At 52.1% G+C, this 26,552-nt stretch carries 20 protein-coding genes; 3 read left to right on the top strand and 17 right to left on the bottom strand.

Features of this window, described 5'->3' with window-relative positions:
* Nucleotides 1-3: 3 nt before the first annotated feature.
* From JMI88_RS05995 to JMI88_RS05930, 15 genes are all read right to left on the bottom strand, one after another.
* A complete protein-coding gene (locus tag JMI88_RS05995; protein ID WP_201360890.1) occupies nucleotides 4-366 on the bottom strand; it encodes a hypothetical protein in 363 nt (120 codons plus the stop codon).
* Nucleotides 367-444: 78 nt separating this feature from the next.
* Nucleotides 445-2,913 (bottom strand): hypothetical protein, encoded by a 2,469-nt coding sequence (locus JMI88_RS05990; RefSeq protein ID WP_201360889.1) that lies wholly within the window; start codon nucleotides 2,911-2,913, stop codon nucleotides 445-447.
* 20 nt (nucleotides 2,914-2,933) lie between these two features.
* Nucleotides 2,934-4,598 (bottom strand): phage tail protein, encoded by a 1,665-nt coding sequence (locus JMI88_RS05985; protein ID WP_201360888.1) that lies wholly within the window; start codon nucleotides 4,596-4,598, stop codon nucleotides 2,934-2,936.
* Between the two features lie 48 nt (nucleotides 4,599-4,646).
* Entirely contained in the window at nucleotides 4,647-6,797 is a 2,151-nt protein-coding gene (locus JMI88_RS05980) for a putative baseplate assembly protein (RefSeq protein WP_201360887.1), read from the bottom strand.
* 2 nt (nucleotides 6,798-6,799) lie between these two features.
* Complete coding sequence (locus JMI88_RS05975) at nucleotides 6,800-7,189, bottom strand: GPW/gp25 family protein (RefSeq protein WP_201360886.1); 390 nt, start codon at nucleotides 7,187-7,189, stop codon at nucleotides 6,800-6,802.
* Between the two features lie 32 nt (nucleotides 7,190-7,221).
* Nucleotides 7,222-7,650, bottom strand: a complete 429-nt coding sequence (locus JMI88_RS05970; protein WP_201360885.1) for a hypothetical protein — start codon at nucleotides 7,648-7,650, stop codon at nucleotides 7,222-7,224.
* A 14-nt stretch (nucleotides 7,651-7,664) separates the two neighbouring features.
* Entirely contained in the window at nucleotides 7,665-9,320 is a 1,656-nt protein-coding gene (locus tag JMI88_RS05965; protein ID WP_201360884.1) for a phage baseplate assembly protein V, read from the bottom strand.
* On the bottom strand, nucleotides 9,317-9,946 hold the full coding sequence (locus JMI88_RS05960) for a CIS tube protein (protein ID WP_201360883.1): 630 nt from the start codon (nucleotides 9,944-9,946) through the stop codon (nucleotides 9,317-9,319). Before JMI88_RS05960 ends, JMI88_RS05965 begins: the two co-directional genes overlap by 4 nt.
* 6 nt (nucleotides 9,947-9,952) lie before the next feature.
* Nucleotides 9,953-10,933, bottom strand: a complete 981-nt coding sequence (locus JMI88_RS05955; RefSeq protein WP_201360882.1) for an eCIS core domain-containing protein — start codon at nucleotides 10,931-10,933, stop codon at nucleotides 9,953-9,955.
* A 76-nt stretch (nucleotides 10,934-11,009) separates the two neighbouring features.
* A complete protein-coding gene (locus tag JMI88_RS40580; RefSeq protein ID WP_373323780.1) occupies nucleotides 11,010-11,153 on the bottom strand; it encodes a DUF6760 family protein in 144 nt (47 codons plus the stop codon).
* 8 nt (nucleotides 11,154-11,161) lie between these two features.
* Entirely contained in the window at nucleotides 11,162-11,527 is a 366-nt protein-coding gene (locus JMI88_RS05950; protein ID WP_201360881.1) for a hypothetical protein, read from the bottom strand.
* Between the two features lies 1 nt (nucleotide 11,528).
* The gene (locus JMI88_RS05945) at nucleotides 11,529-11,969 is read right to left on the bottom strand and encodes a phage tail protein (RefSeq protein ID WP_201360880.1); all 441 of its coding nucleotides are present in this window, start codon (nucleotides 11,967-11,969) and stop codon (nucleotides 11,529-11,531) included.
* Between the two features lie 12 nt (nucleotides 11,970-11,981).
* The gene (locus JMI88_RS05940) at nucleotides 11,982-13,949 is read right to left on the bottom strand and encodes a phage tail sheath subtilisin-like domain-containing protein (protein WP_201360879.1); all 1,968 of its coding nucleotides are present in this window, start codon (nucleotides 13,947-13,949) and stop codon (nucleotides 11,982-11,984) included.
* Nucleotides 13,950-14,054: 105 nt separating this feature from the next.
* On the bottom strand, nucleotides 14,055-14,921 hold the full coding sequence (locus JMI88_RS05935; RefSeq protein ID WP_201360878.1) for a Pvc16 family protein: 867 nt from the start codon (nucleotides 14,919-14,921) through the stop codon (nucleotides 14,055-14,057).
* Nucleotides 14,922-14,935: 14 nt separating this feature from the next.
* A complete protein-coding gene (locus JMI88_RS05930; RefSeq protein WP_201360877.1) occupies nucleotides 14,936-17,143 on the bottom strand; it encodes an AAA family ATPase in 2,208 nt (735 codons plus the stop codon).
* A gap of 414 nt (nucleotides 17,144-17,557) precedes the next feature.
* Here JMI88_RS05930 and JMI88_RS05925 point away from each other — a divergent pair, with 414 nt between their 5' ends.
* A complete protein-coding gene (locus JMI88_RS05925; RefSeq protein ID WP_201360876.1) occupies nucleotides 17,558-18,601 on the top strand; it encodes a zinc-dependent alcohol dehydrogenase in 1,044 nt (347 codons plus the stop codon).
* A 97-nt stretch (nucleotides 18,602-18,698) separates the two neighbouring features.
* On the opposite strand, the gene JMI88_RS05920 is transcribed toward JMI88_RS05925, so the two are convergent.
* Both JMI88_RS05920 and JMI88_RS05915 read right to left on the bottom strand, forming a co-directional pair.
* Complete coding sequence (locus JMI88_RS05920) at nucleotides 18,699-19,052, bottom strand: hypothetical protein (RefSeq protein ID WP_201360875.1); 354 nt, start codon at nucleotides 19,050-19,052, stop codon at nucleotides 18,699-18,701.
* Between the two features lie 417 nt (nucleotides 19,053-19,469).
* Nucleotides 19,470-22,805: a lectin gene (locus tag JMI88_RS05915; protein ID WP_201360874.1), complete on the bottom strand. Its 3,336-nt coding sequence runs from the start codon at nucleotides 22,803-22,805 to the stop codon at nucleotides 19,470-19,472.
* 673 nt (nucleotides 22,806-23,478) lie between these two features.
* Between JMI88_RS05915 and JMI88_RS05910 the strand changes: the two genes are divergently transcribed.
* Together JMI88_RS05910 and JMI88_RS05905 are read left to right on the top strand one after the other, a co-directional pair.
* Nucleotides 23,479-24,597 (top strand): LacI family DNA-binding transcriptional regulator, encoded by a 1,119-nt coding sequence (locus JMI88_RS05910; RefSeq protein WP_201360873.1) that lies wholly within the window; start codon nucleotides 23,479-23,481, stop codon nucleotides 24,595-24,597.
* An 87-nt stretch (nucleotides 24,598-24,684) separates the two neighbouring features.
* Nucleotides 24,685-26,541 carry a GH39 family glycosyl hydrolase gene (locus tag JMI88_RS05905; protein ID WP_201360872.1) on the top strand — a complete coding sequence of 619 codons (1,857 nt, stop codon included), beginning with the start codon at nucleotides 24,685-24,687 and terminating at the stop codon, nucleotides 26,539-26,541.
* Nucleotides 26,542-26,552: the final 11 nt, after the last annotated feature.

The following is a 26,552-nucleotide window of genomic DNA, read 5'->3' as shown; positions in this document are numbered from 1 at the left end:
TATTCAGCCTGATAGCCCGCGTCTGTGTGCTACCCGCATCAGCGCTTCCAGTTCCCAGGGATTGCCGTTTACGTCTGGACGCTGGATGATCCTCTGAAAGATCTCCAGTTCGTCATTGTGATCTGGGGCGAGGGACTGGATTACGCTCAGGCGCAGCATCTTCTGGCCCGTATCCCATATTGGAGTGAGCAGTTGCTCCTTGTACTCTGCGTACCTTTCTCGTACCAGTGGGCACAGGTCTGGCCAGCATCCATGTATCGTGTGTTCAAAGTGCTGGAGAAAGCTTTGCAATCTGGGGTCATTCAGGTTATACAGTCCAGCCTCTAACCAGGCCTGTCGCACCATTTGTCTGCTCTCGTCTTGCATGGCATCACCTCGCTATCTAGAATGCAGGAGAAACGATCAGCCAGAGACAAATTGTTCTGGCTGATTTTGTTAGACGGGTTAGGAATGACGAAGGGTGTGACTATGCACGGCTGGATCCGCGCCATTTTCTGCCGGGTGAAGATAGTGCCCCTGCTCCTCGGGCTGTTTCATCTCTTCGACGCTCAGAGGATGGGCGCATGCCCAGGCATCCTGCCGAATGCCCGTCACCTGCCAGGAAACCTCCATCTCAGGCTTGCCTCCAGCGATTTTGAAACTGCTACCATGTATCTTCTGACTGATACAAACGGGTGCGTAGCCGCCGATACAGGTAAGCTGGTAGCGTACATCCCGATTCAGCGCTGTGAACCATTCAGGTAGTTCAACGATGGCTTCTCCGTTGGCATCAAGAATGGCGATCCCGTCATAGATATTTTTTCTGTCGGGTGATTCGACAAAGGAGTGCGTGAGGTATTTGTTCTGTGGGTCGCATGGATGATCGATCTTGAAACCACCGCCGCTCTTGCTAATCGGTCCGCTGACATGCAGGCTGCCAGAAATGTTGACGTTGCCGGTAAAGTCTCCTGCATATTGTGACGTGCCAAGTTCAGCCTGAATACCTCCGTTCGCTGCTCGTAACCCGACACCACCCTGAGTGGCGAATCCACCAAGCGCCCAGCCACCGCCGGAGGAGTTTGCTGCAGTTACATTTCCTGTGGCGTAGAGTGCTTTGGTGTTAATTTTGCCATTATCACCATTGATAATACATGTCGCAGCATGCGATTTATCGTACGCCGTAATCGAGCCACTGACGCCGGAAGCGCCAGCCTCAATCGTTGCAGTGTTCGCGTTGAGTATGACTGTATCCGTACCCTGGGCATTTTTGACAGCAATTTCTCCAGTAGCAGTGATCATGCCTGTACTGAGGTTGCCACCTACTGTCGAGACATCGCCTGAATTACCATTAATGGCAAAGCGTTCCATCCAGCCAGTGTGATTTCCTGATGTTGTACTCCAGACCTGGAAGCGGGGCACACCACTGTTGTCATCCATTTCGACCGTCACAGCGGGGTGCGAGGTGTCCGGGAAGACCCACTGATTGTTCGCGTCATTGTGATGAGCATTGTAGGTCAGGCTACTCCAGCCAATCCCTCCGCTCATATAAAGACTGTTTTGACGAACACTGAAGTCGGCACTCAGATTGGCGCTGGCGATGCTGCCTGACTGCGTATCGATTGTGACGCTCTCGGTCCCATTATCGCGCCGCGCGACAACTGCTTGAGCGCCTAGTGAGATTTTGGCGACGTTATGACCGTCGTCCCGCTCCATATGAATCTCGTCGGTCGCGTTGGGAGCGGTGATATCCAGTCCACCGGTAGTGTACGCGCGAATTGTACCAGACTCATCATTGTTGATTGCCTTCTTGTTGGTTGCTGGCGAGGTGGTGATGCCTCTCTGAATAGAGATGTTACCGACCGCAAGGCTGGTTTCCTGACGCTGATCCAGGGCCAGGTCGGTGACTAGTCCTGCGTTTGCGCTTGTACCGAATGAAACCTTTGCCAGGATGATGCTTGTGCCATCGTTCACAAATCCGGCCACATCCTGGAATCGAAGCCAGGGGGTATGTACAAAGTGAAAGGGAGCGACGCTTTGTAGTGTTGTGGCCAGCGTTTCGCTGGCGGCTGTCTCCCAAAACTGGATGGTGAGATATTTGTCGCCAATCAAACCGGTTGTGGGAATGACCACGCCGGTATCGGTGATAGGTACAAGCCTGGGCGTGGCTCCTGGAGCAGCGGCATTGGGGTCAGTTTCGGCCTGCCCTCCGTTGGCCAGAGAGATATATTGTCCGTTGCCGTCCAGGGCGATGCCAGGCAGTACGGTGACTCCGGCACTATTGAGTGTTACCATGACACCCAGACCCGCGGCGACGCCTGCGCCGTGAATACTGGCTTCATGCGTTCTCTCGACGTGCCAATCGGCCCTTTGCCGCATATCTGCGAGCGCAGCGATCTGTCCTGTTGTACTTGATCCAAACGAAACCTTTGCCAGGATAATACTGCTCCCATCATAGGTGAGGTGAGTTGCATCGACGAAATGCAGCCAGGGCGTATGTGTATAGCGAAAGATCCCATTGTCTTGGGCCTGGCTATCAAAGGTTTCCCAGAACTGGATGACGAGGTATTGATCTCCTGTCATGCTGGCGGTAGGAATGACCACACCGCTATCGGTGACCGGGACGAGTGGAGTCACCCCGGGCGTATCTTTGCTGATCTCGGCCTGTTGACCGCTGATCAGAAAAATATGCATCCCATTGCTATCCAGGGCGATGCCGGGCAACACTGTGACACCTGTCCCGTTGAGGGTGGCGGCCACGCGCAATCCCGCGGCTACTCCCCATCCGTGAAGGCTGGATGCGTGAAAGCGTTCCAACGGCTGATAATACTGTTCCATATCCAATGCGCTCTCACCGCAGGTTGGGTTGCCAGGACGTACCTGTCCGTTGAGATCGCGATACGTTGTACGTTGAAGCTGAAGTGGTTGACCTGCCATGACCTGGCTCCTTTCCATTTTTAGGGAGGCCCATACACCATTGTCCAGATGGTATGGGCTGGTTTTTCCTGATCGACGATATCTGCGATGTTTTGATAGATCTGGCGTTGCTCTTGCTGCGTCGTTGGGCGCTGTTGAGAGAAGTGGACCGATACGCCGAACTCATGCGGCGCGGCGCGCCACACACGCAGCATCTGTCCTGCAAGCTGTGGATCGGAATACTCGCCTCGGTCAGCGATATAGAGCGTTTCCCATTGATCCTGAACCATGCCTGTGGGATGTACCAACTGCCTCTGCTCGGTGGCTCGTGTAATGGTTGGTGGTGTCGATCCCAGATCGATCGTGTAGATACTTGCTGTCTCGGCCATCGTGCGAATGAAGGGCTGACTACCGGAGGAAAAAACTGGTTTAAGGCCCAGGTCCAGCACGAAAAGGTGTGTATCATCCAGGCGCACCATGCTCACCGGTGCGATGAGAGGATTCTGTCCCGGTGGTACCGCAGTGAATTGCAGGGTTTCTACCCAACTGGTGTTGTTGCTGCGATTGACGTGGACGATATCGGCGGGTACCGCTGCGTTCTGCCGTCCGTCTCCGATGAGCAGATCGCCATTGGGCAGGACTGTGAGGGAAAGCGGTTCAACGACCTGTGTGAACGTGTGTGGCGTGCTGACTTGCAGTGGGTTGATCTGTATATCGATCAGGCGTGGCGTGGCCGTTGTTCCTGGTGAGTTTCCCCGGTCAAGAATGAGCAGATGTCCATTCGTGTCGAGGGCCATCGCGACAGGATAGCCAAACCCGAGAGCGCTTCTTGTCGCGAGCACATTGGCGGTAGCAAAGTTCGGTGAAGCAAGTTGATAGAGAGCATTCGCCCCTGCTGCGGAAACATTGTCGAGCACATAGAGTTGCCATGGGGTTGCGTTATCGATTGCTATGGCTACCGGGTCTGTGAGTGTGAATGTTGAAGGACCGAGACGCTGCGGCTTGCCCGTCGTAGTGGATTGCGTATATTGGCCTGACGGAAGCACGCGCCAGATGCCTTTGCCAGTCGCTGGATTCCAACCCAACGGTGTGCCACTATCGACGACGAGCAGGCTATTATCAGGAGCCAATAGTATGCCACGAGGAGCCACCAGACCATCGAGCGCGACATTCGTATTGTTAGCATAGGGACCCTGTCCAATTAATGTAGATATTGGAGCGAAACGGCCAGATTGGGGCCGGGTGAATAAGATTCTGCTCCCGTTGTCTACGGCGATGCGCGGTCGCTTATCGGCCAGAGTGTAAAGATCGAGATACTGGCTCAAGCCCTCTTTCAGGCCGCGTTTGCTATAAATTTGTACAATCTGGGAGATGGCTCGACGGCGCAAATATTCATCCCAGATCTGGATATGGCTGTGTTGTCCGGGGTCCCATATGGTGGGAAATGTAAGATCCACCCAGGAAGCCAGCCAGTCTAACAATTGGGGCGGAGTATGCCAGGGATCAAGTAACTGGTCCAGGCGCGCGATGGCCTCTTCCAGAGACTGGTGGGTGTGATCACCATGCTGGATAACCTGCTCATCGTCGATGCCCGTCAGCAACTTTTCGAAGATGAGTAGTAACCGCCCCAGTAGCGGAGCCTCTCCCTCCCATAAAACCGGAGGCAGGTAACGTAGATAGCTGCTCAATCTGTTTTCATCGCTCATCGCTCGCTCCTGGATATGTCATCTACAAACCTTTCATTGAGCATGTGTTTATAGTGTTGTGGGTGTGATCTTACTGCTGGTTCCATAACAGCTCAGTTCGTAGTCGGCCACGCTGACCCAGGCACCGGGTGATGCTGGTTGAGCGGGGCGTGTGTTTGGTGTATAGGCAGGTGCCTCGGCAGCCAGTGTTAGAGACGAGATGAATCCGATATTTTCGGCCGGCATGATTGCCTTAAAGAGGTCGGCAATAAAGACGCTCTGCCCTACTTGCCAGCCTTTCCCATCCAGACCTCCATAGATGGGATGGAGATATTGCTGTAGTTTATTTTGTATATCCGTGACGACATCGTTGGGACCTCCGATCATTCCCTGTGAGATCGCTCTTTTCCATACGGTAACATTCACGGTAACAGCAATTGGTAGATAGTATGGTCCACTGACCAGCAGGGAAGAAGTGAGATCTCTACGCCTATCAAGGTAGGTCTGCACCTCCTGAAGCAGGTCCTTGCTGGGGGTGGGACGAGCAATGTTTATGCCCTGGTCGGGGACAATAATCACGTTGACGTTTCCTGGTGCGCGGTTAATGCCAGCGAACAGCCAGGGATCTCCTATATTCCAGCCGCCGGGTGTGCTCTGATCATCGTGCAGGCGTGGTGGTAGACAGCGGACGATGGCAACCTCTTTGCTGGCCTCTCGGGCCAGCACTTCATAATCTTCTACGGTAACAGCCCGGTCCCGGCTCTTCAATGCCATCGGGGCTCGGCTGAGCGTATCCTCGATTGTTTCTTCATCGGCGGCATCAAATGAGGCAGAGAGATTGGTAACGCTGGCAATACCAGGAAGGAGTTTGCTCAGCGCAGTGACCTGCCCGATGCCAACGTTGCCTGATAGCCCACCGGCGATGTAGCGGTATGTTGCAGCGGTAATTTGTGCTCCCACTGGTGGGATCGTGCCATGGGTTCCGGGCTGTCCCCGTGTTGGATCAAAATTGCCGAAGCTGATCTCGCCGGTTACAGGATTGAGGCGGTAGAAATTCCCCGCTCCAGCTGGAAAGTCATCGACCTGCGTCCAGGTTACGCCATTGACCTGGATCACCAGGTGATCATATGGCATGTTAGTACCGGGCCGCTTGAAGAGTGGTCGATTTTTGAGCTGAAAGACCTGGAAAGGCGTCGTTCCATCGCTTTGTCCTAGTAGTTCGGGATTAGGGATGGTCAGGGCATTGTGAGCAGATACGGCGTTGAATAGGAGGTAATTGAAGCCAATGCTGGTTGTGGTCGCCTGGGTTGTATTGGTCAGCGTGATAGCGAGCCAGAAACGTGCATCGTTGATTGGATTGGTAGAGGGAGCTGGCGTTACGGTTGTCCATGAGGAAGGAGCCTGACTCGTCCAGTTTGTCGGTACAGTGATAGAGACGGTCCCATCGCGCAGCAGACCGCTTGTATTATCTATCACGCTGGAGGGCGTGAGCCAGTTGGATGGCTCATTGGTAGCGCTCGAATATGTCCAACTGACTGCTACCTGTATCTGGTCGTTTCCTCCACTGCTCGTTACCTGAACAGGCTGAGAGAGTTGTAGGCGCAACTGGATTGGTAGGGATGTAGATCCATCAAATCCTAGCAGAATCTGAACGGGTGTTGCCGGTTGGGCAGGCATGGTCACTGGATAGCCACTAACCAGCGCAGCGGCCAGGTCGCCGGTGATATCCGCGTAGGTGCCCTTTTTGGTAGTGGTATTCCAGGTATCCCATTTTATCAGGAGTACAGTCTTTAAATTGAGCGGTAGAATATTTACGTCTTCGTCTGTCTCAAACGTGATAGGTGATTCAGTCTCGCTCCCGATGGTGTGCGCCTGTGTCTTTTGAGGTACCAGAATCGGTGCCGCCGGGTGTCCCGCGGCCGGGGGCTGAGCCGTGAAGGTCAGGAAGACATGCGCCGGGACCGCCGGGTCGCGCGTAATGCCCAGAAGGTTGAGGAACGCAATATAGTTTTTCTCGGGAACCCGATTGAGCCGGTAGATCAGTCCCTCGACGAGCCAGGCAAACAGCTCAATGAGCGTTCTTCCAGGATCGCCGGGGCTGTAGTCGGTCCATTGGGGCGCGTATTTGGGGATGAGCGCCAGCGCTTCATCAACCAGATCCTGCCAGACGCGATCATCAAGGTTCGGAGGCTGAATACGGCCTCGATCTGAGGTAAGCATAATTATGGCGCCTCCAAAGAAAAGGGAACAAGCGTGCTGCGCACTTCTTGCGTTGCTCGCAGACGGTAATGAATTTCGATCAGGAGTAGACCATGCTGATTGTCATTCTCTACCAGCACCTCAAACACCTCGATACGCGGCTCCCATTGAGTTAGTCCTTGCTCGACATAGTAGCGGGCAAGGTTGGCCGTTGCCTCGTTGTTGGGCGCAAAGACCAGGCTCTTGAGGTTACAGCCGAAGTTGGGTCGCATCACACGCTCACCATATTGCGTTCCCAGAATAATGCGAATCGACTCCTCGATCCTCTGTACCCCACTCGACGCACGAATGCCGCCACTCGTGCTGATTTGTAGAGGATAGGCGATGCCAGTGCCAAAAAAGCCGATATTCACGGCGTTCTTCTCCTTCCTTATCGCTCTTCCATCTAGACTGCTGCCAGCTTATTCTGTACAGCAGTCCCTTGTAAACCTGTTACTGGGCTTACACCACTCACCATACCATCCGTTTCCCCTGCAAGGCCGCTCGATTGTCCGGCTACTGTCTCTAGCATGACAGGCATTTTCCCAACCATGAGCTTTTTGGAGCGACCATCTGAAATCGGTGAAGATGTCGTTTCTGTGGGGGGAATAGGAGATGTCCGTCCTGTAGCAGATACGCTAGCACATGAGAAGGAAACATATTTTCCTTGTGCTTGCGTTGTCGGGGTTGCACAGTTCTGGATCAACATACCGGTGATACTGCTCTCCAGGAGCACCGGTTTGCTATTCACCTTCAACTTTGCTGAACTGCTAATCTGTACCTGTCCCTGGTGACCGCACGTCACATTACTCTCCGTTGTCAATACTTTAGACATAACAATTCCTCAATTCACGAGACGTTCATTTCTTGAGTCACATTCACATCTACTTTATTAGCCCCTAGTGTGATAGATCCGCTGTTCTTGTCCGCGTTCAGCGTGATGGACCCTTTAGCCTTCAGTACCAGGTCTTTCGCCGCACTGATGGTCACCGTACCATCCTGATTCATTGTTACTTGGCTGCCACCCTTGTCCTGAATGACAATTTTTTCGTCGCCTTTGGTATCGTCGAGCGTGATGGTATGCCCGGATCTGGTTTTGATGAGGCGAATATTATCCTGTCCATCGCTATTGCTTGTTGGTGGTTGCTGGTCGGCATTCCACAGGCTTCCGATAATAACGGGGGAGGCCAGGTTGCCCTGCTCGAAGGCAATCAGTACTTCGTCTCCCACTTCTGGCAGAAAATACATGCCGATGTGCGAGCCTGCCATCGGAGTCGCGCAGCGCGCCCATCCGCTTTCAGCATTATCCGAAAGCCAGGGATATGATATCTTGACCCGCCCCATCGGGATGCCGCTCTCGGTATCGTTGTTCTGCGTTACTTTGCCGATAGCCACGCCATAGAACTGTTCGGACCCGGTTGGCGAGGAGACTTCTTGCAGCGATTTGCGCAGCAGGGGCAGCAGGCTTGTGTTGTTCTTCTGTGTGACATCGAAGCTGGTGCGATACCCTCCTTCGTCGATCGTGTGAGTGGTCTTGCGGATACGATAGGTGCCGCTAAAGCGCTTGCCGATGCCCTGGATCGTAATGTACTGGCCTGCTTGCAGATCAGGGATGCCAATACAACTGCCCGACCCCTCGTACATCCCGTCAAGGATCTCCTGCATCATTGATTGGGCTATAACGGACGCATCGATGGCCGATTCTACCTTCTCCTTGTGTAGGACGCGACGACCCAGTGAGAGCAGGAGATCGAGGGCGGAGCTACCGAGCTTCTCCTGTAAGGTATCAGGGTTAAAGTCGGCAGCCATAGCGAACGCAACGATGGTCTGAGCCAGTTCTTCGTTATAGCTGCGTACAATCTGCGAACCGGCTAATCCGGTGTTGGAGATGCGTGGTGAGAAGCTTGATAGGTTTTTTCCCCACTCGAGCACGATAGCCTGGGTCTGTGGACGTGGTAACTGAAAATAGAGCTTATCCCACCTGGCGTAGACTTCAAAAAAGTTGGCCTTAGCCAGCTTCTTGAGCAAGGCCATGTCGTTTCCAGAATGTTGCACCTTGTCTTTGTGGAAGATAGGAGATGGGTCCACTATAGGGATCAGGCCTGCTTCAGCAGCAAGTTGCGCCGCGATCCTGCTGTCGGTGACATTTTGAAACGAACGATCCTGTTGATTGTTGCGCATCTTGTAGGACAGGTCATAGCCAGAGATCCTGAGTGCTGGCGCTCCACTTTCAGGAAATGATGGCTCAAGTGAGGTGATCTCGCCCAGTATCATCGGGTGAAGATCGTTGCCATACCCCATATAGACCTCAACCCTTTTGCCCAGATCAAAGAGCGCAGAGTCCAGAAACTGGTTATCGGGATTGCGCATGGTGATGGTGAACATAGAGGCCATATCCAGATCGCTATCATAGCTGATGCTCGTTATCTGGTTGCTCACGTCAGCGGAGAGCGTCAGACCAGATATCCGGATATCGAAATGCGGGGCATAAAACGCATCGATCATGACTTCCCACCTCCTGGAATGATTAACTGGGTACCAGGAGGAATGTGAAATGGATCATCGATATTATTGGCCTGCGCTATTAGCCGCCATAGTCCTGGATCACCGAGGTAATCGGCCGCCAATCCGCTTAAGGTCTGCCCCTGCGTGATATTGTGCAGCGTTGGTGGACCGATAAATAGTCCCTGCTGCATAGTGATGGCGATGCGCACATATTCCTGAAAGCGAACGGACAGCGTTGCGCGTACCGGAGTGCCATCGCGCAGAAACATGGTAAAGCGTTGCCCCGCATCAACCAGTACGCACTCGAAGTTAAAGCGACCCATAGAGAAGAGCAGTACTGGCGGGGCCTTGGTCTGTGGTAGCGTATTGAGCAGATTAACGATCTGGCCGGTGTAGAGGCGCACATCTTGCTGGCTTTCGTACGTATCAAAGAAGAGGTCCATCGTCAGCGTCCGCGATCGTCCGCGCACATATTGTATCGGCGGTGCGTTCAGACCCGGAATGCCTATCTCCGCGAACGTATTTCCCTGATCGAGCTTAAATTCTTCGGGATTATACATAACGGTAATTTTATTGTTGGTGGCAGTATTAATGATGAGGGCCTTTGCCAGGTTAGTGAGTGCCACGATGCTCTATCCTCCTCTCTCAAGATCTGCCTTGATCTGTCTCATCAGATCACGGTACAGCGCGCGTTTCAATTCATCTACATCTGGTGTTGTCGGAGTTGACATTGTTCCCTGTTCAAGAGATCGGTCGGTTGACGCTCGCATAGGATGTGGCATGGGATCTATTGTTGTAAATCCTGAAGGTGCCATAGTGGCTGGCCTGGCCATATGTTGCGGGGTAAACCCTGGAGCCTGTCTGAATAGTCCTGATCTCTGCGCTTGTAATGGTGGTCGTGCTGACAGTGGAGGTGAGGTTGCTACAGATGATGGATTGCGCCTGGCTGCCAGCGCGTTGTTTTCGAGCGTGGCTGCTTCCTGTTCTTCTTCTTGGATACCTGCCTGGGTGGTGCGGCGCCATGAGCTGTCAGGCTGCATAAAGCGTACGACATGTAGTGCCTCATGTGCCAGGAGCGCGAACCCCTTGATCTCCTGGGGGCGAAAACGATCCTGGCGGAAAAATATGTGTTGCCCCACGGTGACAGCGTCGGCTCCTTGTGCCTGCGCAAAATCATGGGCCACTTCGTCGTTGTGGATACGAACAGACTCTGTACCATGCCCTACAAAGTTTTGCAATTGCTGGCGTAGATGGGGCGCTAAGGGTTGACCCTCCATGAATCCATGAGGTGTTAGCTCTTGTGGTTGTTGTTGGCTCCTGACTTGATTGGGCGGCCACTGTGAGGGATGATTGTTGTAGTTGGGCAGAACTTCGATACGCTGGAAGTGTTCCTGGGCAGGAACAGGAAGCGTTGTCACACGCTCCATTGCCGTTGCCAGCGGTTGCAACCAGAGAAACGTGGGTATTCTGCGGCTCACGATACGGCGGGCCTCGTGTGCCAGACGTTCTCCTAACGTAGGGAAAGGGAGCATCTGGAATGCTCTTGTTCCCGCCTCGCTGGTTATATTTTTCTGCTCGCCAGCCATCTCTCGATAGCCATCATTAGAGGACATTGCGTCTCCTATTGCAAAATAAATGGATCCTTTTGGCTTTATCTCATAACATTTCCATAGGGCCTGGTGTCACTCGCTATAGCGGTTCGCTTTGAGCAGATTGCGACATGATCTCTGCGAACCAGCGCTGTCGTTCAACGTGATCCATGTGTAGGAGCTCCTCATATGTCCAGTGAACATGGGCTCCAAGATAGGCTACCTCCTGGTAGACCCTTGCCAGGGGGTAGCCTATGATCCCCCCAGGTAGGGGACCTCGGTATCGAAGGTCTGGCCGCAGTGGGGGCAGTGTACCGCGACCCGTTGTGGTGCCAGACCATTAATCCGGTTATAGAGGTCTTGTAGATAGGCCAGGTCTTCGGCAAAAAGACCCTCGATTACCCCTGGATTGATCTCCGAAAGTTTGCCCAGCTTAACTACAACGCGCGAGAGCAGAATGACGATCAGGTAAGCCGGGAGGTTTTGCACACGCGGATCCCTCATCGGAAATATCTCGTCGGCGGCGGTTGCCAGGCGCATCACGCCCTGGCGGTGCAAATTGCCTTCTTTGTCCACATAGCCTTTGGGCAGTTCAAACTCATGCTCAATGCTGAACATCTTATACCCTCGTAATTCCTTCATGTGAGAGCGTTAGGGTGCTGATAGCGATATCATTGCCTTTAGCGTTGAAGGCTGGCCCTTCCCATTTGGAAGGCCACGCACTGACAAAGTTCCAGCGTGCGACTTCGGTGCTGTTCGCCAGGTCATAGACTACGATCGAACCGTTTTTGCGTACAACGTTTCCCTCGATGATCTGTTGCCGCCAATCCCAGAGTTCTGTGGAATTGGTCAATCCCCACTTGAGGACGATATCGGTATAGGTGGTCTTGCCGGGCAGCTTGCGTACCGTTGTGTTGTCTCCGCCTTCGCGAGTTTCAATCACCTCCGTCGTCGCACCTAGCCCAGAGCATTCGATAAAGCTTGCCTGAGCGATACCATCCAATTCCACCAGAAAGTTAAAGACTCGGTATGGATCGACTCGCTGTGCTGTCTGTGTCATAATTGTCCCTCCTTAACCTGCACTTGTCTGGGAACCGCCATCCCACATGGCAACGCGTACAATCACGAATTCGGCTGGCCGCACAGGGGCTATACCGATCTCAATAATGATCTGTCCGAGTTCTTGAACTGAGGGTGGGTTCAGTTCTTCGTCGATCTTCACATAGAACGCATCACTGGCCTTCTTACCGAAGAGGGCACCTGAGCGCCATACGCGCGACAGGAACTCGCTGATTGTGCGCTCCAGCTTCTTCCACAGGCCGGGATTGTTTGGCTCGAAGACGGCCCAGCGCAGGCTTTCGATGAGTGATTGTTCGACAAAGATAAAGAGGCGGCGCACGTTGATGTAGCGCCATGCTACCTGATCCAGAGGCGCCGTAGTACGTGCACCCCACACAACAGGGGGCTGACCAGGAAAGATGCGTAGCACGTTGACGCCGATATTGTTGAGCACCCCCTGGTCCGTGTCACTGAGGAGTGTTTCCAGACCTCTTGCTCCAGTGATGAACTCATTGGCGGGTGCCTTATGGACACCGCGTTGGCTGTCACTACGGGCGTAGATACCTGCCAGGTGCCCCGAGGGAGGAACCAGCAGGGTCTCATTGCCTGTTGGGCCGGCGGGATCATTAACGAGGAGCCAGGGATAATAAAAGGCTGCATACCCCTGTTTGGAGACAAGTGCACCGACCTGGGTCGTCAAATTGTTAGAGCCAGACGGTGAAGAACCCTGCGCGGCATCGAGAATGGCGAAGCGATCTTGTTTCTGTTCGCAGTGGGCGATGGCTGCAGCCTGGATGGAACTTAGCATAGAGGGATCGCACTGATCACGCACGCAGAGACAGATCAGGTTGGCATCATTGATGGAGGTGAGCGCGGTCAACGCATTCTGATATTGGTTTACTCCAATCGAGCCCAATTGATCATCCGCGCCGCCAGCGAGGAAGGTGGTGTTCAGTGGCGCTGGAATGTTATTGGGGGGTGGCTGTGTGTTTGGCACGGTAGGCAGCGTGCTATTGACCAGTTGGGAGTTCACGATCCGTGAGAAGTAGCGGTTGTGCCTTGGGTCCATCGAGAGGTTGGGAAATTGTTCGGAAATCGGTGGCTGCGCAGATGGTTGAGCAACTGTGAGTGTGAATTCAGTAGTGGTGATGGCAATCGGTGCGGCTGCTTGTGTAAGTTGGTACGCATTGGTCAGGCCGTTGCCGCTCAGTGTCACGAAATTGTTGACCAGATCATCGACGATATGGGTTTCTTGTGTCGAGCCTTGCGCCAGGTTGATGACACTGCCTGACTCGATGCCTGAGCTGTTCTGAATGCGGAACGTTTTCTGATTCGCTACGAGATCGGCAATGCGTACAAAAGCGGTCGCTCCATATGTTCCTGTCAGATTGCTCGCCAGGATAAGCTGATTGCCCTGGATCTGGGTGATCGGTGTTCGCTCAGCGCTCCCTTCTATGGTAATGACATCTCCACTACGAAACTGGGATGCATCGGACGCATTTTGCAGGGTAACCTGGTTATTGGCAGCGGAGGTAATCGCAGCGCGTGCCTTCTGGACGCTGGCGTTCTGGGCGCTATTGACGATCTGCGCGTTCTGTACTCCTACCTGGATGCTATTCCCGATGGATCCATCGCGTTGAGCGGTGATCACCAGTGTCGGGGCTGATCCACTGCTGGCACGGTCGTTAAGATTAAGAAACGCTGTTTTCGCCGTTCCTACCCGCACCATGTAGGCAATAGTCCCCCCATTGCTGAAGAACCCACGAACAGCGTAGGGCGTAAAGAACCTTTTAGCTGGATCAAGAGCGTAATCACCAAAAAGCGTCTTGAATTGTGTCCAGTTCGTGATCCTGGTCGGCGTATTGATAGGCCCGAACAGCGTTGGCCCGATAAAGGCGACGGTACTTGTTCCGACGCCTGGGATTGGTCCGGTCGCCGGGATCTCTTCAATGAAGACGCCCGGTGTTGTATAGTTTATCATGGTGTTCTCCTCTTAACGCTTTGTATGTAGAGACATTCTGGACAGTTGTTATCTGCTGGTTTGATCCCACAACAACCTTGAGGAATGTTGCTACGTACGCAGTACCTATAACGGTGTAAGATGCACGTCGTAGAGGTGCGTTTGTGCAGGTACATTCACACTGCGGCCTCCCTCCTGAAAGCCGACTGCACGGACGGTTAGAGTATAATTCCCGGCCTGGATGCGTTCGATGAGAAAACACCCGTGTTCATCAGTGACATAGGTATGCCCGATCTGGTTTAACCGCACCCAGGCAGAAGCGACAGGCTTAGGAGGCGTATTTGCGTCCCAGACAGTTCCGCCAATTGTATAAAATGGATCATCACCTGCCAGGCGAAGGCTGATGGAGGTGACCATTGGGCCCTGGACAGGTTGCTGATAGGGGAGCGCGATGGTGACTTTATATTCGAGTGATGGCCGGAGCTGTCCTCCAATGGCGCTCCAGAAGTCGCTGGTTGCCTTGCTGCTATCAGGGAGGATGATTGTTGTATATGGTAGCGGCTCCTGACCCACCAGTGACCCTTGCAGGGCTTGTGACGGCAGTAGAGGATATTTCAATAGTACCTGCAATACCAGACTGAGCAAGGTATGCTCGTCCATCTCCGGGCCAGCGCCGGGCGTGGCCTGCGCTGGGCTCCAGGCTGTAATGCAGTACGATAGCTTGATGCGAGTGGGCGCCGGCAGCCTGTCAATCGTTCCGTCGGCGTTGCGGTGGAAAATCGGCTCAACGCTGCGCAGTTCACGATCTTCATTGATTTCGTAGAGGTAGCAGTTGAGCGTGCTCCTGGTTTTTGAGAGGGGCGTAAAGTCCTTGTCAGGAATGGCAAAGCTGAGGTCAAAGTCCAGCGGATTCCCGAACTCCAACAGAAATAATTGTTCCAATGTTCTATCGAGGTCGCTGATCACCGTAAGATTGCTGACGACCACTGGCATATCCCTCCTGCTGACTACTGTTCTTGAATCAAAGGGAAATATTTACCGAAGATCGCCTCGGTACAGGTCTTGCCCATTTTCTGGAACTCGCGTCTGGCGGCCAGGATCAGATGCTTCATATGAATGCACTTCTCATCGCCAGCGGCCAGGAAAGAGGCGTTGAGCACGATATTTCTGATGTTGCCGCCCGCTAGTTTAAACTGGCGCGCCAGGAAGGTAAAATCAATATCGTCACTCATGGGCGCTGCGGCAGGGAAATGTCCCTGCCATATTCTGTAGCGGTAGGGCTCATCGGGAAAAGGGAACTCGATACTAAACTTCAGACGGCGAATAAATGAGTCATCCATATTGTTGCGCATATTGGTCGCTAAAATGGCGATGCCATCGTACTCCTCCATTTTTTGCAACAGATAGCCCACCTCAATGTTTGCGTAGCGATCATGCGCATCGTGGACCTGGGAGCGCTTCCCGAATAAGGTATCCGCTTCATCAAAGAAGAGAATGGCGTTTGTGCTTTCAGAAGCAGTGAAGATACGGTCCAGGTTCTTTTCCGTCTCTCCAATATACTTGCTGACCACATGTGAGAGGTCGATTTTGTACAGGTCGAGCGCCAGTTCATGTGCAATGACCTCGGCTGCCATCGTTTTGCCCGTTCCTGGTAGCCCCGAAAACAGCACATTAAGGTCCTTACCGAGGTGCATTTTACTATCAAAGCCCCACTTCCCATACACGATATGGCGATATCTTACCTGATTGCAGATTTCTCTCAATTGAGCCAGCTGATCGGCTGGCAGGACGATATCATCCCAGGTATAGCCCGGTTCGATTTTGCGGGTCAGAACTTCTATATCATGGCTGGATTGCCTACGGGCTGCTGCAAACAGATCCTCACGAGCAGGTTGAGCACTCAGGAGCGCAGAGCCCTGTTCCGCTGCCGGCAGGGTGTTCTGAGTAGCGGCTCTCCAGATGGCGGCATTGCAGGCTGAGGTAACGGCATCTCGAATCTGTTCTGCGGTGAGACGGAAACTAGTGGCCAGATCGTCTAAATCCTGCGTTTCTAGCAGCGCTGTCCTATCCCCAAGACACATCTGCCAGTACCTGCGGCGTTCCGAGAAAGCTGGTGCTGGAAAATGTACGAAGATTACATCCGACGCAGTATAGCGGCTCTGTACCGGAATAGGAATATGTGATTGCGTACCAGCCAGAATCGTGATCATCTTACTCTCGGCCAGGGCAGCTAACAGGGCCTGTAAAGCGTGCTCATCGGCACTGAGACGATCCAGGTTGTCCAGATACAACAACGCTTCCTGAAACTGAGCCTCGCGAAACACGCGATTGAATAGCAATTCTAGACTGTCGTTGGTATTGAGGGTACCCGACAGGTCAACGACCAGCAATGGCTTGAACAACTTCGCCGCTAGTGTCTTTGCAACACGGAGTTTTCCCGTACCGCGCTGACCATGAAAAAATAAGCGTAGCGGATATTGCTCTTTGAGGCTCTGCTGGACCAATGTCACTGGTATGTTTGATAGTTCCTCGTTCCGCTCGCTGTGCTCCATCCCTGTGCTCAGGTAACAGAAGGATGCGAGTGAGGGGCTCACATCTGGCTGTGCCAGCAGCAGGTGGACAAGTTGCTCATCCAATCTCAAGAAGTGTGATAGGAGCGATGGTTGAAGCTGATTAGGATCTGGAATGAGGTGCAGAAGGCCATGCCTGATCAGTGGGGAGCCGGGACCGAAGCGAGCGAGACAAGTCAGCTTACTTTCAGGAGTAGCGCATAAGAGGTTGAGCACTAGATCAACGCCTGGAAGCTTGCGCGTTACATCGTCTTGTAGATAGGCATAGAGCTGCTCATAGCGCAGATCAAGTTCAGGAGCCAGCGCGATCATCAATACATCGACGTCAAAGGGAGATAAATCAAACTCCTTGATGAGCCAGACCAGCGATCCAGTATTGTCCCCTTGTTCGCTGAACGACGGTCGCTGGTTTTTTTCTACGTAGAGTAAGGATGCTGCAGGTGGAGTGGCCAGCAGCTGTACGACTTTTTCATGACTGATATGAAGACCTCGAAAAGGATCATTTGCTCTCTCGGGTCCAGCAATCTCTTGGACGATAGCGCAGGCTCGTTCCAGAAGATCATCCAGCCGCTGCAAAGCCGCCAACAGGCTACCCAAATCGGCTCTCCGTTTATTCGCCTGAAGTGAAGTCGAGCTTACTTCCATAAATCCATCATTTCCTATTTCATAACTGATCTCCTTATATTATACTCTCTAATGTTGTGTTTCTTGTGGGCGAAAATTGCTCGTTTTATACTTGAAAAGTTAAATGGGGATAGATAAGTGCGCACTCATTGCTTTCGCTTAAAAATTTGATCAGGCTATAAACTGCAATCTGGGCCATACCAGACCCAGGAAGGAATATTTGACGCCAGCGCAGTTTTGTGCTCAAATGGACGCGACCTTTAAGCAAGTGCGTGCCCAGCGTATCATACCCGCTATTCCGAAGAGGCATCTCTAATGCTGCTGGCACCGGTATACCGATATTCCTGTGGGGTTTTCTTCGTGGTTGCATGGTGTCGTTACAACGCTGACTGATAATGAATTCAATGAAAAAGTGTATTTAGAGAAGGAGCTAATATGTTCAAGGGCTTGTATGTTGATAAACCAGAGAGTGTTGTTGTTCTGGAAGAGCAAGAAGCTGACCTCCAGGCAAATCAGGTGCGCATTCAAACAGAATTCGCTGCTATAAAGCATGGGACGGAATTTCACCTCTTTAGTGGGAAATCTCCCCATGCCGAGCAGCGATTTGATGCTGACCTCAGACTTTTCGTCCCGGTGAGCGAACAGGAACGGTCACAGGCATCGGGACGACGATCATCAGTTGGCAATATGGCGGTAGGATGTGTGATCGAGATTGGAAAAGCGGTGACGAAAGTTAAACCGGGCGATCGCGTTTATTGTTATGGACCCGCCTGGGAACTGCTTACAAAGGAGGAAACCGATGTTGAGCCTTTATTCGAACCGATGAGTCCCCAGGATGCGGTCTGCCTTGATCCAGCTCTTTATGCCTTTACTGCAGTACGAGATGCCAGGGCACGTCTTGGAGACACAGCGGTTGTTTTCGGACTGGGAGCGATTGGCCTCTTCGTGGTGCAGATGCTGAAAATGAGTGGATGTTTGCATGTAGTAGCAGTTGATCCTATCGAAAAACGTCGTACGCTTGCTGAACGCTATGGTGCGAACCTGACCCTGGATCCGACGCAATGCGATGTCGGCCTGGAGGTACGCAAGGTTTTGGGGCAGGGGGCAGATATTGCGATTGAGGCCAGTGGACATTATAAAGCGCTCAGTGGAGCAATGCGGGCCGTTCGCAATTGCGGACGAATTGTGACATTGGGATATTATAAAGGCCGAGACTCCGAACTGGAATTAGGGGCTGAATGGCATCATAATCGGCTGGAATTGATTGGAAGTATGCCCGTCTGGGATAATCCATTACGCGACTATCCACTCTGGGATAATGAGCGCATTTCACGAACACTCATTGAGCTCTTTCGTCAAAAGCGTCTCATCTCTGATGGGATCGTCGATCCTATTGTTGATTTTGAAGATGCGGCTGCAGCTTTTCTTGCAATCTATCGCAATCCGGCGAATGCAATCAAGCTGGGTATACGATTTTAGTCGCTATTTCACGCGGAGCATGATCTGCAAAAGGGATGTCAGAGAGAGCCTTGCCAGGCCAGAGATGGTCATATCGGAGACCTGGTTTAGAAGGCTCTCATTTTTTCGCGGCATCAATCATTCCGTGCAGATGGGCTGCTGCATTTTCAATGTCGTTGTGTTTATATTGTCCGGCCCTGTTTTCTGCTGAAAGCACTCCGCAACGGTGAACCTTTTCAAAATCACCATATGGAAATTTGTATCGGCCTTTGTTATCTTCATCCTGTTCTGTATCGATCCCTAGATACCATTTCCCATATTCGCCAAACCCATGCGCTTTAAGATACTCGTTCTCTACGTGGGTAGATGGCTGATGCTCACTCCACATATCTTTTTCGTCAAATACAAATTTCCCTAGATCTATCAGCTTTTTGGCATGTTCAAATGCTCGTTGATTCAGTTTGACTGCCATAGCTCGAATCTCCTTTTTTAACTCATCAAGGCGAACCCTATCTTTTCATGACAGAAGTATAGTTGGGGGCGAGCTGGAACGCCTGGTCTTCTTTTCTTTACAGTACAAAGTATATATTCTGTATGCCACTTTATCAAGTATTTATGTTAAAAAGACATCCTTTTTTAAGGAAAGTAAATATATTTTTATATAGAGTTTATTGTTAAGGAATCAATTGCGCAGTCACTCCAGGCACGGAATTTCTCGATGATCCAGGCGGCTAGACCTGCTGGAGAGTCACTCAATCGCACTCTCTTAACTCGTCCAGGCGCTGTTGTGAGGGCAAGGCGTGCTGGTTCACATTTTGTTGAACCAGCACGCCTTCTCCTTTTTCAAAGAAAGGTGACCGTGCCTCTATGGACATACGTAGGAAACAGATCAGGAGACGGCCAGAGCGAAGACGTGGAGTGCGCCCTGGTCGACTGAAGCAGGGAACGTTATGCTCGCGACCTGCTTGCTCGCATTAAGCGAGATAGGTGCTGACGCAAAGACATAGGTTGCCACCTGATCTCGACCAGGTCCAGCGTTACGATAAGGGGTTTTGACAGCAACCACATTACCGTATGAAGGCTGAGAATTGCCCGCTCCCAGTGTCCAGTCGCTGAAACCAAGTTGAGCGGTCTGGGTACTTCCATCGGTATAGGTAATCGTGACGTTGCCCGAGGACGGCCCATTCGTAGCGCTTCCGAGGAAGGTAAGGTGTGTCGCTCCGACCTTCGCATCTGGCGTTTGAATGGTTTGTCCAGCCACCTGAACATTGTCAAATGTCGCCACTGCTACATTTGGCCATGTATATTGGATACCGTTGACGGTGACTGTCGCACCCGGTGTGTAGCCTGCTGCATTGAGTTGCTGCGCGGAGTAACTGTAGCCATCACCATCGAAATCAGCATTTCCCTGTCCATCATTAGAGATACCAGCGTTATTGAATAGTCCAAGCAGGTTCCCTGGTTTCGCCACAACGACGGTAAGGGCAGAGATAGGCAGTTTTACCCCTGTACTGGTCTGCGCGGTGAGCGGAATGCTGTAGACACCTTCTGCCATATTCGCGGCAGCCGCGACAGTGAAGGACTGATTCGCATTGCTGTTGCCCGCAACAGAAAAGCTTCCAGAGGCAGGAGTAAGTGTCAATCCTGCTGATGGGGTTGCGCTCCATTGTACGGTCGTCGCATCGTTACTGATATTCTGGGCGGTAATACTTGCCTGTGCCTGGGCGCCCGGTGCGACGGTGATGCGACCAGGATTGAGAGACACAAGCGTTGGGATTGAGCCATACTGATAGGAAGGCGGGGCATCGTCAGGGCTACTCCCCCAGGTTGTGTTTGGCGTACTCCCAACGGCGTACTGAAGCGTGCCTCCATCAGAGACGAAAGAAGCAGGCAGCCAGGGATGTGTACTGGTCGTGCCATTGACCTTCAGGCTCTGGACATAATAATTGCTATCTGTGATCCCTGGCGCTTGAATGGTGATTGTCTGACCGGTTGGACGCGTGACCGTGATATCTGGGAAGAGTGGGCTTGCCAGCACGAGATTGGCTGTACCCGGAGTCTCTGGGAACATACCCAGACTCGCCCAGACATCCCACGCGGACATTGTGCCAAGGTCATCATTGCCCGCCATCCCACTGGGGCCAGGGAACCAGAGTGAGCTTTCCACATTATGGACGATCTGCTGGGTCTTGTAGGGGGCGCCAGCATAGTCATATTCCCAGGGTGTCTCAATGGTTGGCTCATTTCCCAGGAAGGCATACGGCGCATTCGGGCCAGCATTGAGTTTCGTAAAGAACGTATCGAGTTGCTTCACAAACCTGGCATTGCCACCTTCAGCACTGATAAGACCACCCAGATTGAAGGGCACCATCCAATTGTATTGCGCACCATCGCCCTCAACCCAGCCACTGCCACTGGTTGGGTCATAAGGACTGGGGAAAGAGCCGTCCATATTGCGAGGCTCGAGGCTGCCGTTGGCAGGATTAAGCAGATTTTCCCAATCTTGTGCTCGCGTCGTAAACTTCTGGTAGTTCGCGGTATCGCCAAGTGCCTGTGCAAATGAGCCAATAGCGAAGTCCGCGGTATTGTACTCGAGCGTCGTTGACGCGGGACCGTAGAAGTTACAACAACCGTAGCTGCCACCCAATGGCTCGTAGCCAAGACTATCCAGATAGTTAAGGCCAGGACGAATGTTATTCGTCTGCGTCGCCTCTTTAATCATGGCCGCCAGCGCTGTCCTGGTGTCAAAATCACGGGCGCCGAAGGCATACGCATCGGAAATGATCGCATCAGCAGGATCACCAACCATCACGTAGGTCTCACCGTTTGCCGCAGCCCATTTGGGCAATTGCCCACTTTGTGTATAGTCGTTGACCATGGATTGAATGATATCGCTGGTTTGCTGAGGGGCAAGGAGCGCGAGTAACTGTACCTCAGAACGGTAGATATCCCATCCCGAGTAGTTCGCATATTGGGCGTGACCTTTCGGGGCGGTATGAATCTGTCCATCAAAACCACTATACTGACCATTGACATCGGAGAAGACGTTTGGTTGCAACAGTGTATGATATAACGACGTATAGAAGGTGGTCTGTTGAGTTGATGTCCCACCGGAGACCTTAATCTCGCCCAACTTCTGATTCCAATCCTTCTGCGTCTGCTGCAAAACGGTGTTGAAGTTCCCGGTTGGGTTTTCCTGATTGACGTTCTGCATTGCGTTGGCGACACTGACGAAGGAGAGGCCAACTTTTACAGTAATGGCTGTATTCTTCGTCGTATTAAAGGTGACATAGGCACCAGAGCCAGGGCCTGAAACCGTCGTTAGAGGGGGAGTACTGGCAACCTTCACATCTGCGGGCGAAGCTGTTCCCCGGGCTACTTTTGCCTGTGCCTGCTCGAACTGCTTGACCGCTGGTGCTACTGTACTTGAGCCTTTTACCGTGGTATTCCCTGGTGTCACGATGTCGTTATACCAGGTACCGGTGGTCGCAAATGGCTGGCTAAACTGCGCATAGAAATAGACGTGGTAGGTATCGTTGGCGCCACAGAAACCACCACTTACAGCTGAGCCAGAGATGTAATCCTTCCCAATGGTTGCCTCGGCATCATTATCTCCATTGATTGATCCCGAGGGATTCACCAGCATGGTTGCCGTCTGTCCTGCGGGATAAGTAAAGAGGCCAGCGCCACTATGCTGGCTGGCAGTTAGCTGTACATTTACGCCATTGTCAAGCTTCACCTGGTAATAACCAGCACTGGCCGATTCGTTTGCATGCGAGAAAGTCGAAACGTACTGGGAAGGGTTTGTAGCGGGCGATTGGCTCACCGTGCCGACGTATGGTGTGAATGGAATATCGCTATACACATCACATCCGGCCCCACTGAGATGTGTCAGGCTAAAGCCCTTAATCTGATTATTGCCATAATAGTAGCCACCTGCCCAGGCAGTTGCATTATCAGGGCTAAACTGTACCATACCAAATGGAGCGTCGGCGCCTGGAAAATCGTTACCAACGTTCCAACCGCCGGGTCCGTTGGTTGAGGAACCTGTCGCAGTAAATGGATCAACTAAGTGAGCCAGATCCTGTGTAGGTGAAGATGAAGATGGAGCCGCGGCTGGCGCTGCTTGCGCGTTGCCCGCGGGTACAGCCAGGCAGATCGTAAACAGAGTCGTCAGTATAATCATAATACTGACGATTGTACACTTCGGACGTTGAGCGCGCATGATTGCTGTCTCCTCCTTGTTCCAGCAAACAACATAAACATACCTGTATAGAGAAGTAGCTGCACGCATGAATGTACAATACACAGATATGCGACTACATAACCTTTTTGACAGGCATAAGAGGTATGCTTGCTGGCAATTCCTGTAATCAAGCTCTGATAACGTGAATTGCCGATTGAACCCCCTTGCTGTGAATTGTGTTTCCCAACAGGTATGTTTCCAATGAGTCCAAGTGCCTTTCACTCATCACTGTCTGACATTTCTTCTGGCCTATTCGTGTTCTACGTACGTCGGTCATCCTTGTCCTTTTACCATGAATTAATTACATCTGAAGAAGAAACGTCTACTCAGTGCTGACACTTGAGGTGCGCTACAGATAAATAAAATCAATTGATTCATATATCTGAATACATACATAATGGTAACATAACATTTATAAAAGAAGCAAGTAGTGCATGAAGTTTTTGCATCTACTTCTGTGGTACTAAAATGTGTCGCTATCTGGCAAAATTTGAGTTTTTTTTCTCCCACCAGGACATTCAAATGTTCCTGGCTCTATCTATTATTTCCTTGACAGAAACACAAGCAGCCAATTATAATAAAAACACTGCTTCTGGGAACGGTCCCGGGAACGGGACCGGAACATCTAATTGTATAGCGAGGAGAGGCACTGATGCCTAAGAAGCTCACGATACGAGACATTGCGGAACTGGCTGGGGTCTCAAAGTCTACCGTTTCACGAGTCTTAAACGCGAAACAGGATGTTGATCCAGCAACGCGTGAGCACATCCTGAAAGTTATTGAAGAGCATACCTTCGTGCTCGATATGGCTGCATCGAAGCTAGCAGGAGGGCGCAGTCGGCTGATTGGATCGCTCATTCCATCATTGGCATGGCCTTTAATGCCAGAGATCATGCGTGGTATATCAGAAGTGGTTGCCCAATCTCCATATGAGCTTATCCTCTATAGCATCACCCATGAACAGGTCCACCATGACAAAGAGCAGCGCGACATTATCTCACGAATCCTGCACTCTAATCTGGCTTCGGGGATACTCGCTGTTTTTCCAGGTCCTTCAATATGCTATCTGACCGAACTCTACGAGGAAGGCTTTCCAGTGGTTATTATCGATGATCGCTCCGAGCCGACCAGCGTACCTTGGGTCAGTGCGGATAATCGCTTAGGAGCACATGCAGCGACAAAGTACCTGTTACAACTGGGCCATCGTCGTATTGCGCACATTCAAGGGCCAGCTGACTATAGAGCCTCGCAGGAACGCTATCTTGGCTATTGTGACGCTTTACAAGAAGTCGGTCTGGCACCCGATCCTGATCTCGTGTGCCCTGGTGGTTTCACACCTACGGATGGACGTTCAGCGGCAAGCCATTTTATAACTATGCCCAATCGCCCAACGGCTATCTTTGCCAGTAACGATCATGTTGCCTATGACGTATTGGCCGCTGCCGATGAGCATGGCATACGCGTGCCTGAACAACTCTCAGTCGTGGGTTTCGATGATATTGCACCCTCGTCTTATTCGCGACCACCGCTGACGACGGTGCGACAACCATTCTATGAGATGGGAAAACAAGCCACAGAGATGTTACTTGCTCTGTTAGAAAGACCCTCTACACAGAGAAGATTACAGATCGCAGATTCACCATATGCGCCTGAAATTCATCCCAAAGCACCGCAACTAAACCAGATGCATAGTCCTACCCGCGTACGGATGAGTACTAATCTAGTAGAGCGCTCATCATGTAGTCCTTATAAAGGCCATATTGATTGTTAAACGGACAATCTTTCATGCGCATATATTTACAGATTACAAATCACAAATCTGCTGTTGACGCTAGGAAGCGAAAGGCAAGTTTACAAAATGAATAAAGACTTACCACCAAATCAAGACGCGCGCGAAGATTGGGAAACACGTATTGGGATGCGCATTGATGATGCCCAGGCCGTGGAGACCCAAATACAGAAACAGGCAACTTTACCTGCACCAGCAGAGCTCGTCGCTGAATCGGGGGCGGGTCAGGTAACTCTACGCTGGCAGCCGGTACCGGGAGCAGTCGGCTACCTGGTGCATCGGGCGGATGGACCAGAGGGTCCTTTCACGCCGATCGATCATGGTGGACGTGATGTGCTGGTAACTCCTGGTCCCACCTATGCGGATACCACCGGCCAGCCGGGCACAACCTACTGGTACGCTATCACTGCTCTCTCCGATCCTAAATATGCTCCCAGCGCATTAACGTCACCAGTTGCTGGAACGCTTCTCAACACAACAGCTAAACCAGTCCAGGTAACAGTGAAGACCCAGACCAGTGCAGGTACCCTTAATCGAGTCTGGCATATGATGGGTTCTGAGCATCTATCTCAGCTCTTCTACGGCGAAGGTCCTGGTGGTAGCAACATTGGTGAAGAGTTTGCACAAGCATTGCAAAACGCACGTGATGAGCTTGGTGCTACGCATATTCGTGCGCATGCTATCTTGCATGATGAGAACCATGTCTATACAGAAGTCAATGGCGAGGCTCACTACGATTTCTCGGCAGTGGATCGCATCTATGATCGCCTGCTTGAGTTAAAGTTACGTCCAATTGTAGAGCTGTCATTCATGCCGCACGATCTTGCACGAGATCCTGAGACGTCGGTTTTTATGTATCGCGCTCTGAACGCCCCGCCTAAAGACTGGGATCGCTGGGCGGAGCTCTGCCAGCGCCTCGTCGCGCATCTTATCGAGCGCTATGGACTGGAAGAGGTTTTACAATGGGGCTTTGAGGTCTGGAACGAGCCGAACCTACAAGTCTTCTGGACTGGCACACAAGAAGAATATTTCCATCTTTACGACATAACTGCCCGAGCAATCAAAGCAGTCGATGCGCGTCTGCTCGTTGGTGGTCCCGCGACTGCCGCTGCAGAGTGGATTGCGGACTTCTTGCAGTACGTTCGTGAGCATAATTCACCCCTCGATTTTATCGCTACACATACATATGGCAATATGCCACTAGACTTCGCTCAGGCTTTGTATACCTATGGCTTCCCCGATGTCAAAATCTGGTGGACCGAATGGGGAGTCACACCAACTCACTTCTATCCAGTGAACGATACGGTTTTCTCTGCCACCTTTACGCTACATGGTATGAAGAACGTGCAGGGACGCGTTGATGCTCTGGCCTACTGGGTACTAAGTGACCATTTTGAAGAGCTGGGTCGTGCGCCACGCCTGCTGCATGGTGGCTTTGGTTTACAAACCATCGGCAACCTGCGCAAGCCACGTTACTGGGCACTGGCACTGGCTGAAAGTCTGGGCTCGAACCTGGTGCAGCTTGATCTGAACGGTGATGGTGCCGGATCGCTGCTCGACGGCTGGGCTACACGTAAGGAAGATGGCACTATCGATCTGCTCGTCTGGAATGGCACGTTAGATCAATCCAAGCTGGATGGCAGCATTCTCCTCAACCGCCAGCTCAACGTGAATCTTGAGCAACTGCCACAACGGCACTACACGGTCAGTATCGCACGTGTCGATAGCACGCATTCAAATATCGCCCAGCATTGGTCGGGCGAACAGGACTGGCCCACTACTGATCAATGGAGCGAGTTACACAGTGCCGACAAACTACACGAGACCATACAATCAATTGTTGTAACCGAAGAAGGTAACGCATCGCTCACGCTAGATCTTCCTATGCCGGGCATAATTCGCGTACGATTGGTGCCACAAGGATAGATCAGCAGAAG

The sequence above is a fragment of the Dictyobacter formicarum genome (assembly GCF_016587435.1).
This window is presented reverse-complemented; position numbering and strand designations above follow the sequence as displayed.

Coding starts and splice junctions, on each gene's coding strand:
- JMI88_RS05915 (WP_201360874.1), bottom strand. CDS start 22,805: ATGCGCGCTCAACGTCCGAAGTGTACAATCGTCAGTATTATGATTATA.
- JMI88_RS05920 (WP_201360875.1), bottom strand. CDS start 19,052: ATGGCAGTCAAACTGAATCAACGAGCATTTGAACATGCCAAAAAGCTG.
- JMI88_RS05995 (WP_201360890.1), bottom strand. CDS start 366: ATGCAAGACGAGAGCAGACAAATGGTGCGACAGGCCTGGTTAGAGGCT.
- JMI88_RS05950 (WP_201360881.1), bottom strand. CDS start 11,527: ATGTTCAGCATTGAGCATGAGTTTGAACTGCCCAAAGGCTATGTGGAC.
- JMI88_RS05955 (WP_201360882.1), bottom strand. CDS start 10,933: ATGTCCTCTAATGATGGCTATCGAGAGATGGCTGGCGAGCAGAAAAAT.
- JMI88_RS05970 (WP_201360885.1), bottom strand. CDS start 7,650: ATGTCTAAAGTATTGACAACGGAGAGTAATGTGACGTGCGGTCACCAG.
- JMI88_RS05945 (WP_201360880.1), bottom strand. CDS start 11,969: ATGACACAGACAGCACAGCGAGTCGATCCATACCGAGTCTTTAACTTT.
- JMI88_RS05925 (WP_201360876.1), top strand. CDS start 17,558: ATGTTCAAGGGCTTGTATGTTGATAAACCAGAGAGTGTTGTTGTTCTG.
- JMI88_RS05930 (WP_201360877.1), bottom strand. CDS start 17,143: ATGGAAGTAAGCTCGACTTCACTTCAGGCGAATAAACGGAGAGCCGAT.
- JMI88_RS05905 (WP_201360872.1), top strand. CDS start 24,685: ATGAATAAAGACTTACCACCAAATCAAGACGCGCGCGAAGATTGGGAA.
- JMI88_RS05990 (WP_201360889.1), bottom strand. CDS start 2,913: ATGGCAGGTCAACCACTTCAGCTTCAACGTACAACGTATCGCGATCTC.
- JMI88_RS05910 (WP_201360873.1), top strand. CDS start 23,479: ATGCCTAAGAAGCTCACGATACGAGACATTGCGGAACTGGCTGGGGTC.
- JMI88_RS05965 (WP_201360884.1), bottom strand. CDS start 9,320: ATGATCGATGCGTTTTATGCCCCGCATTTCGATATCCGGATATCTGGT.
- JMI88_RS05940 (WP_201360879.1), bottom strand. CDS start 13,949: ATGATAAACTATACAACACCGGGCGTCTTCATTGAAGAGATCCCGGCG.
- JMI88_RS05935 (WP_201360878.1), bottom strand. CDS start 14,921: ATGCCAGTGGTCGTCAGCAATCTTACGGTGATCAGCGACCTCGATAGA.
- JMI88_RS05985 (WP_201360888.1), bottom strand. CDS start 4,598: ATGAGCGATGAAAACAGATTGAGCAGCTATCTACGTTACCTGCCTCCG.
- JMI88_RS05980 (WP_201360887.1), bottom strand. CDS start 6,797: ATGCTTACCTCAGATCGAGGCCGTATTCAGCCTCCGAACCTTGATGAT.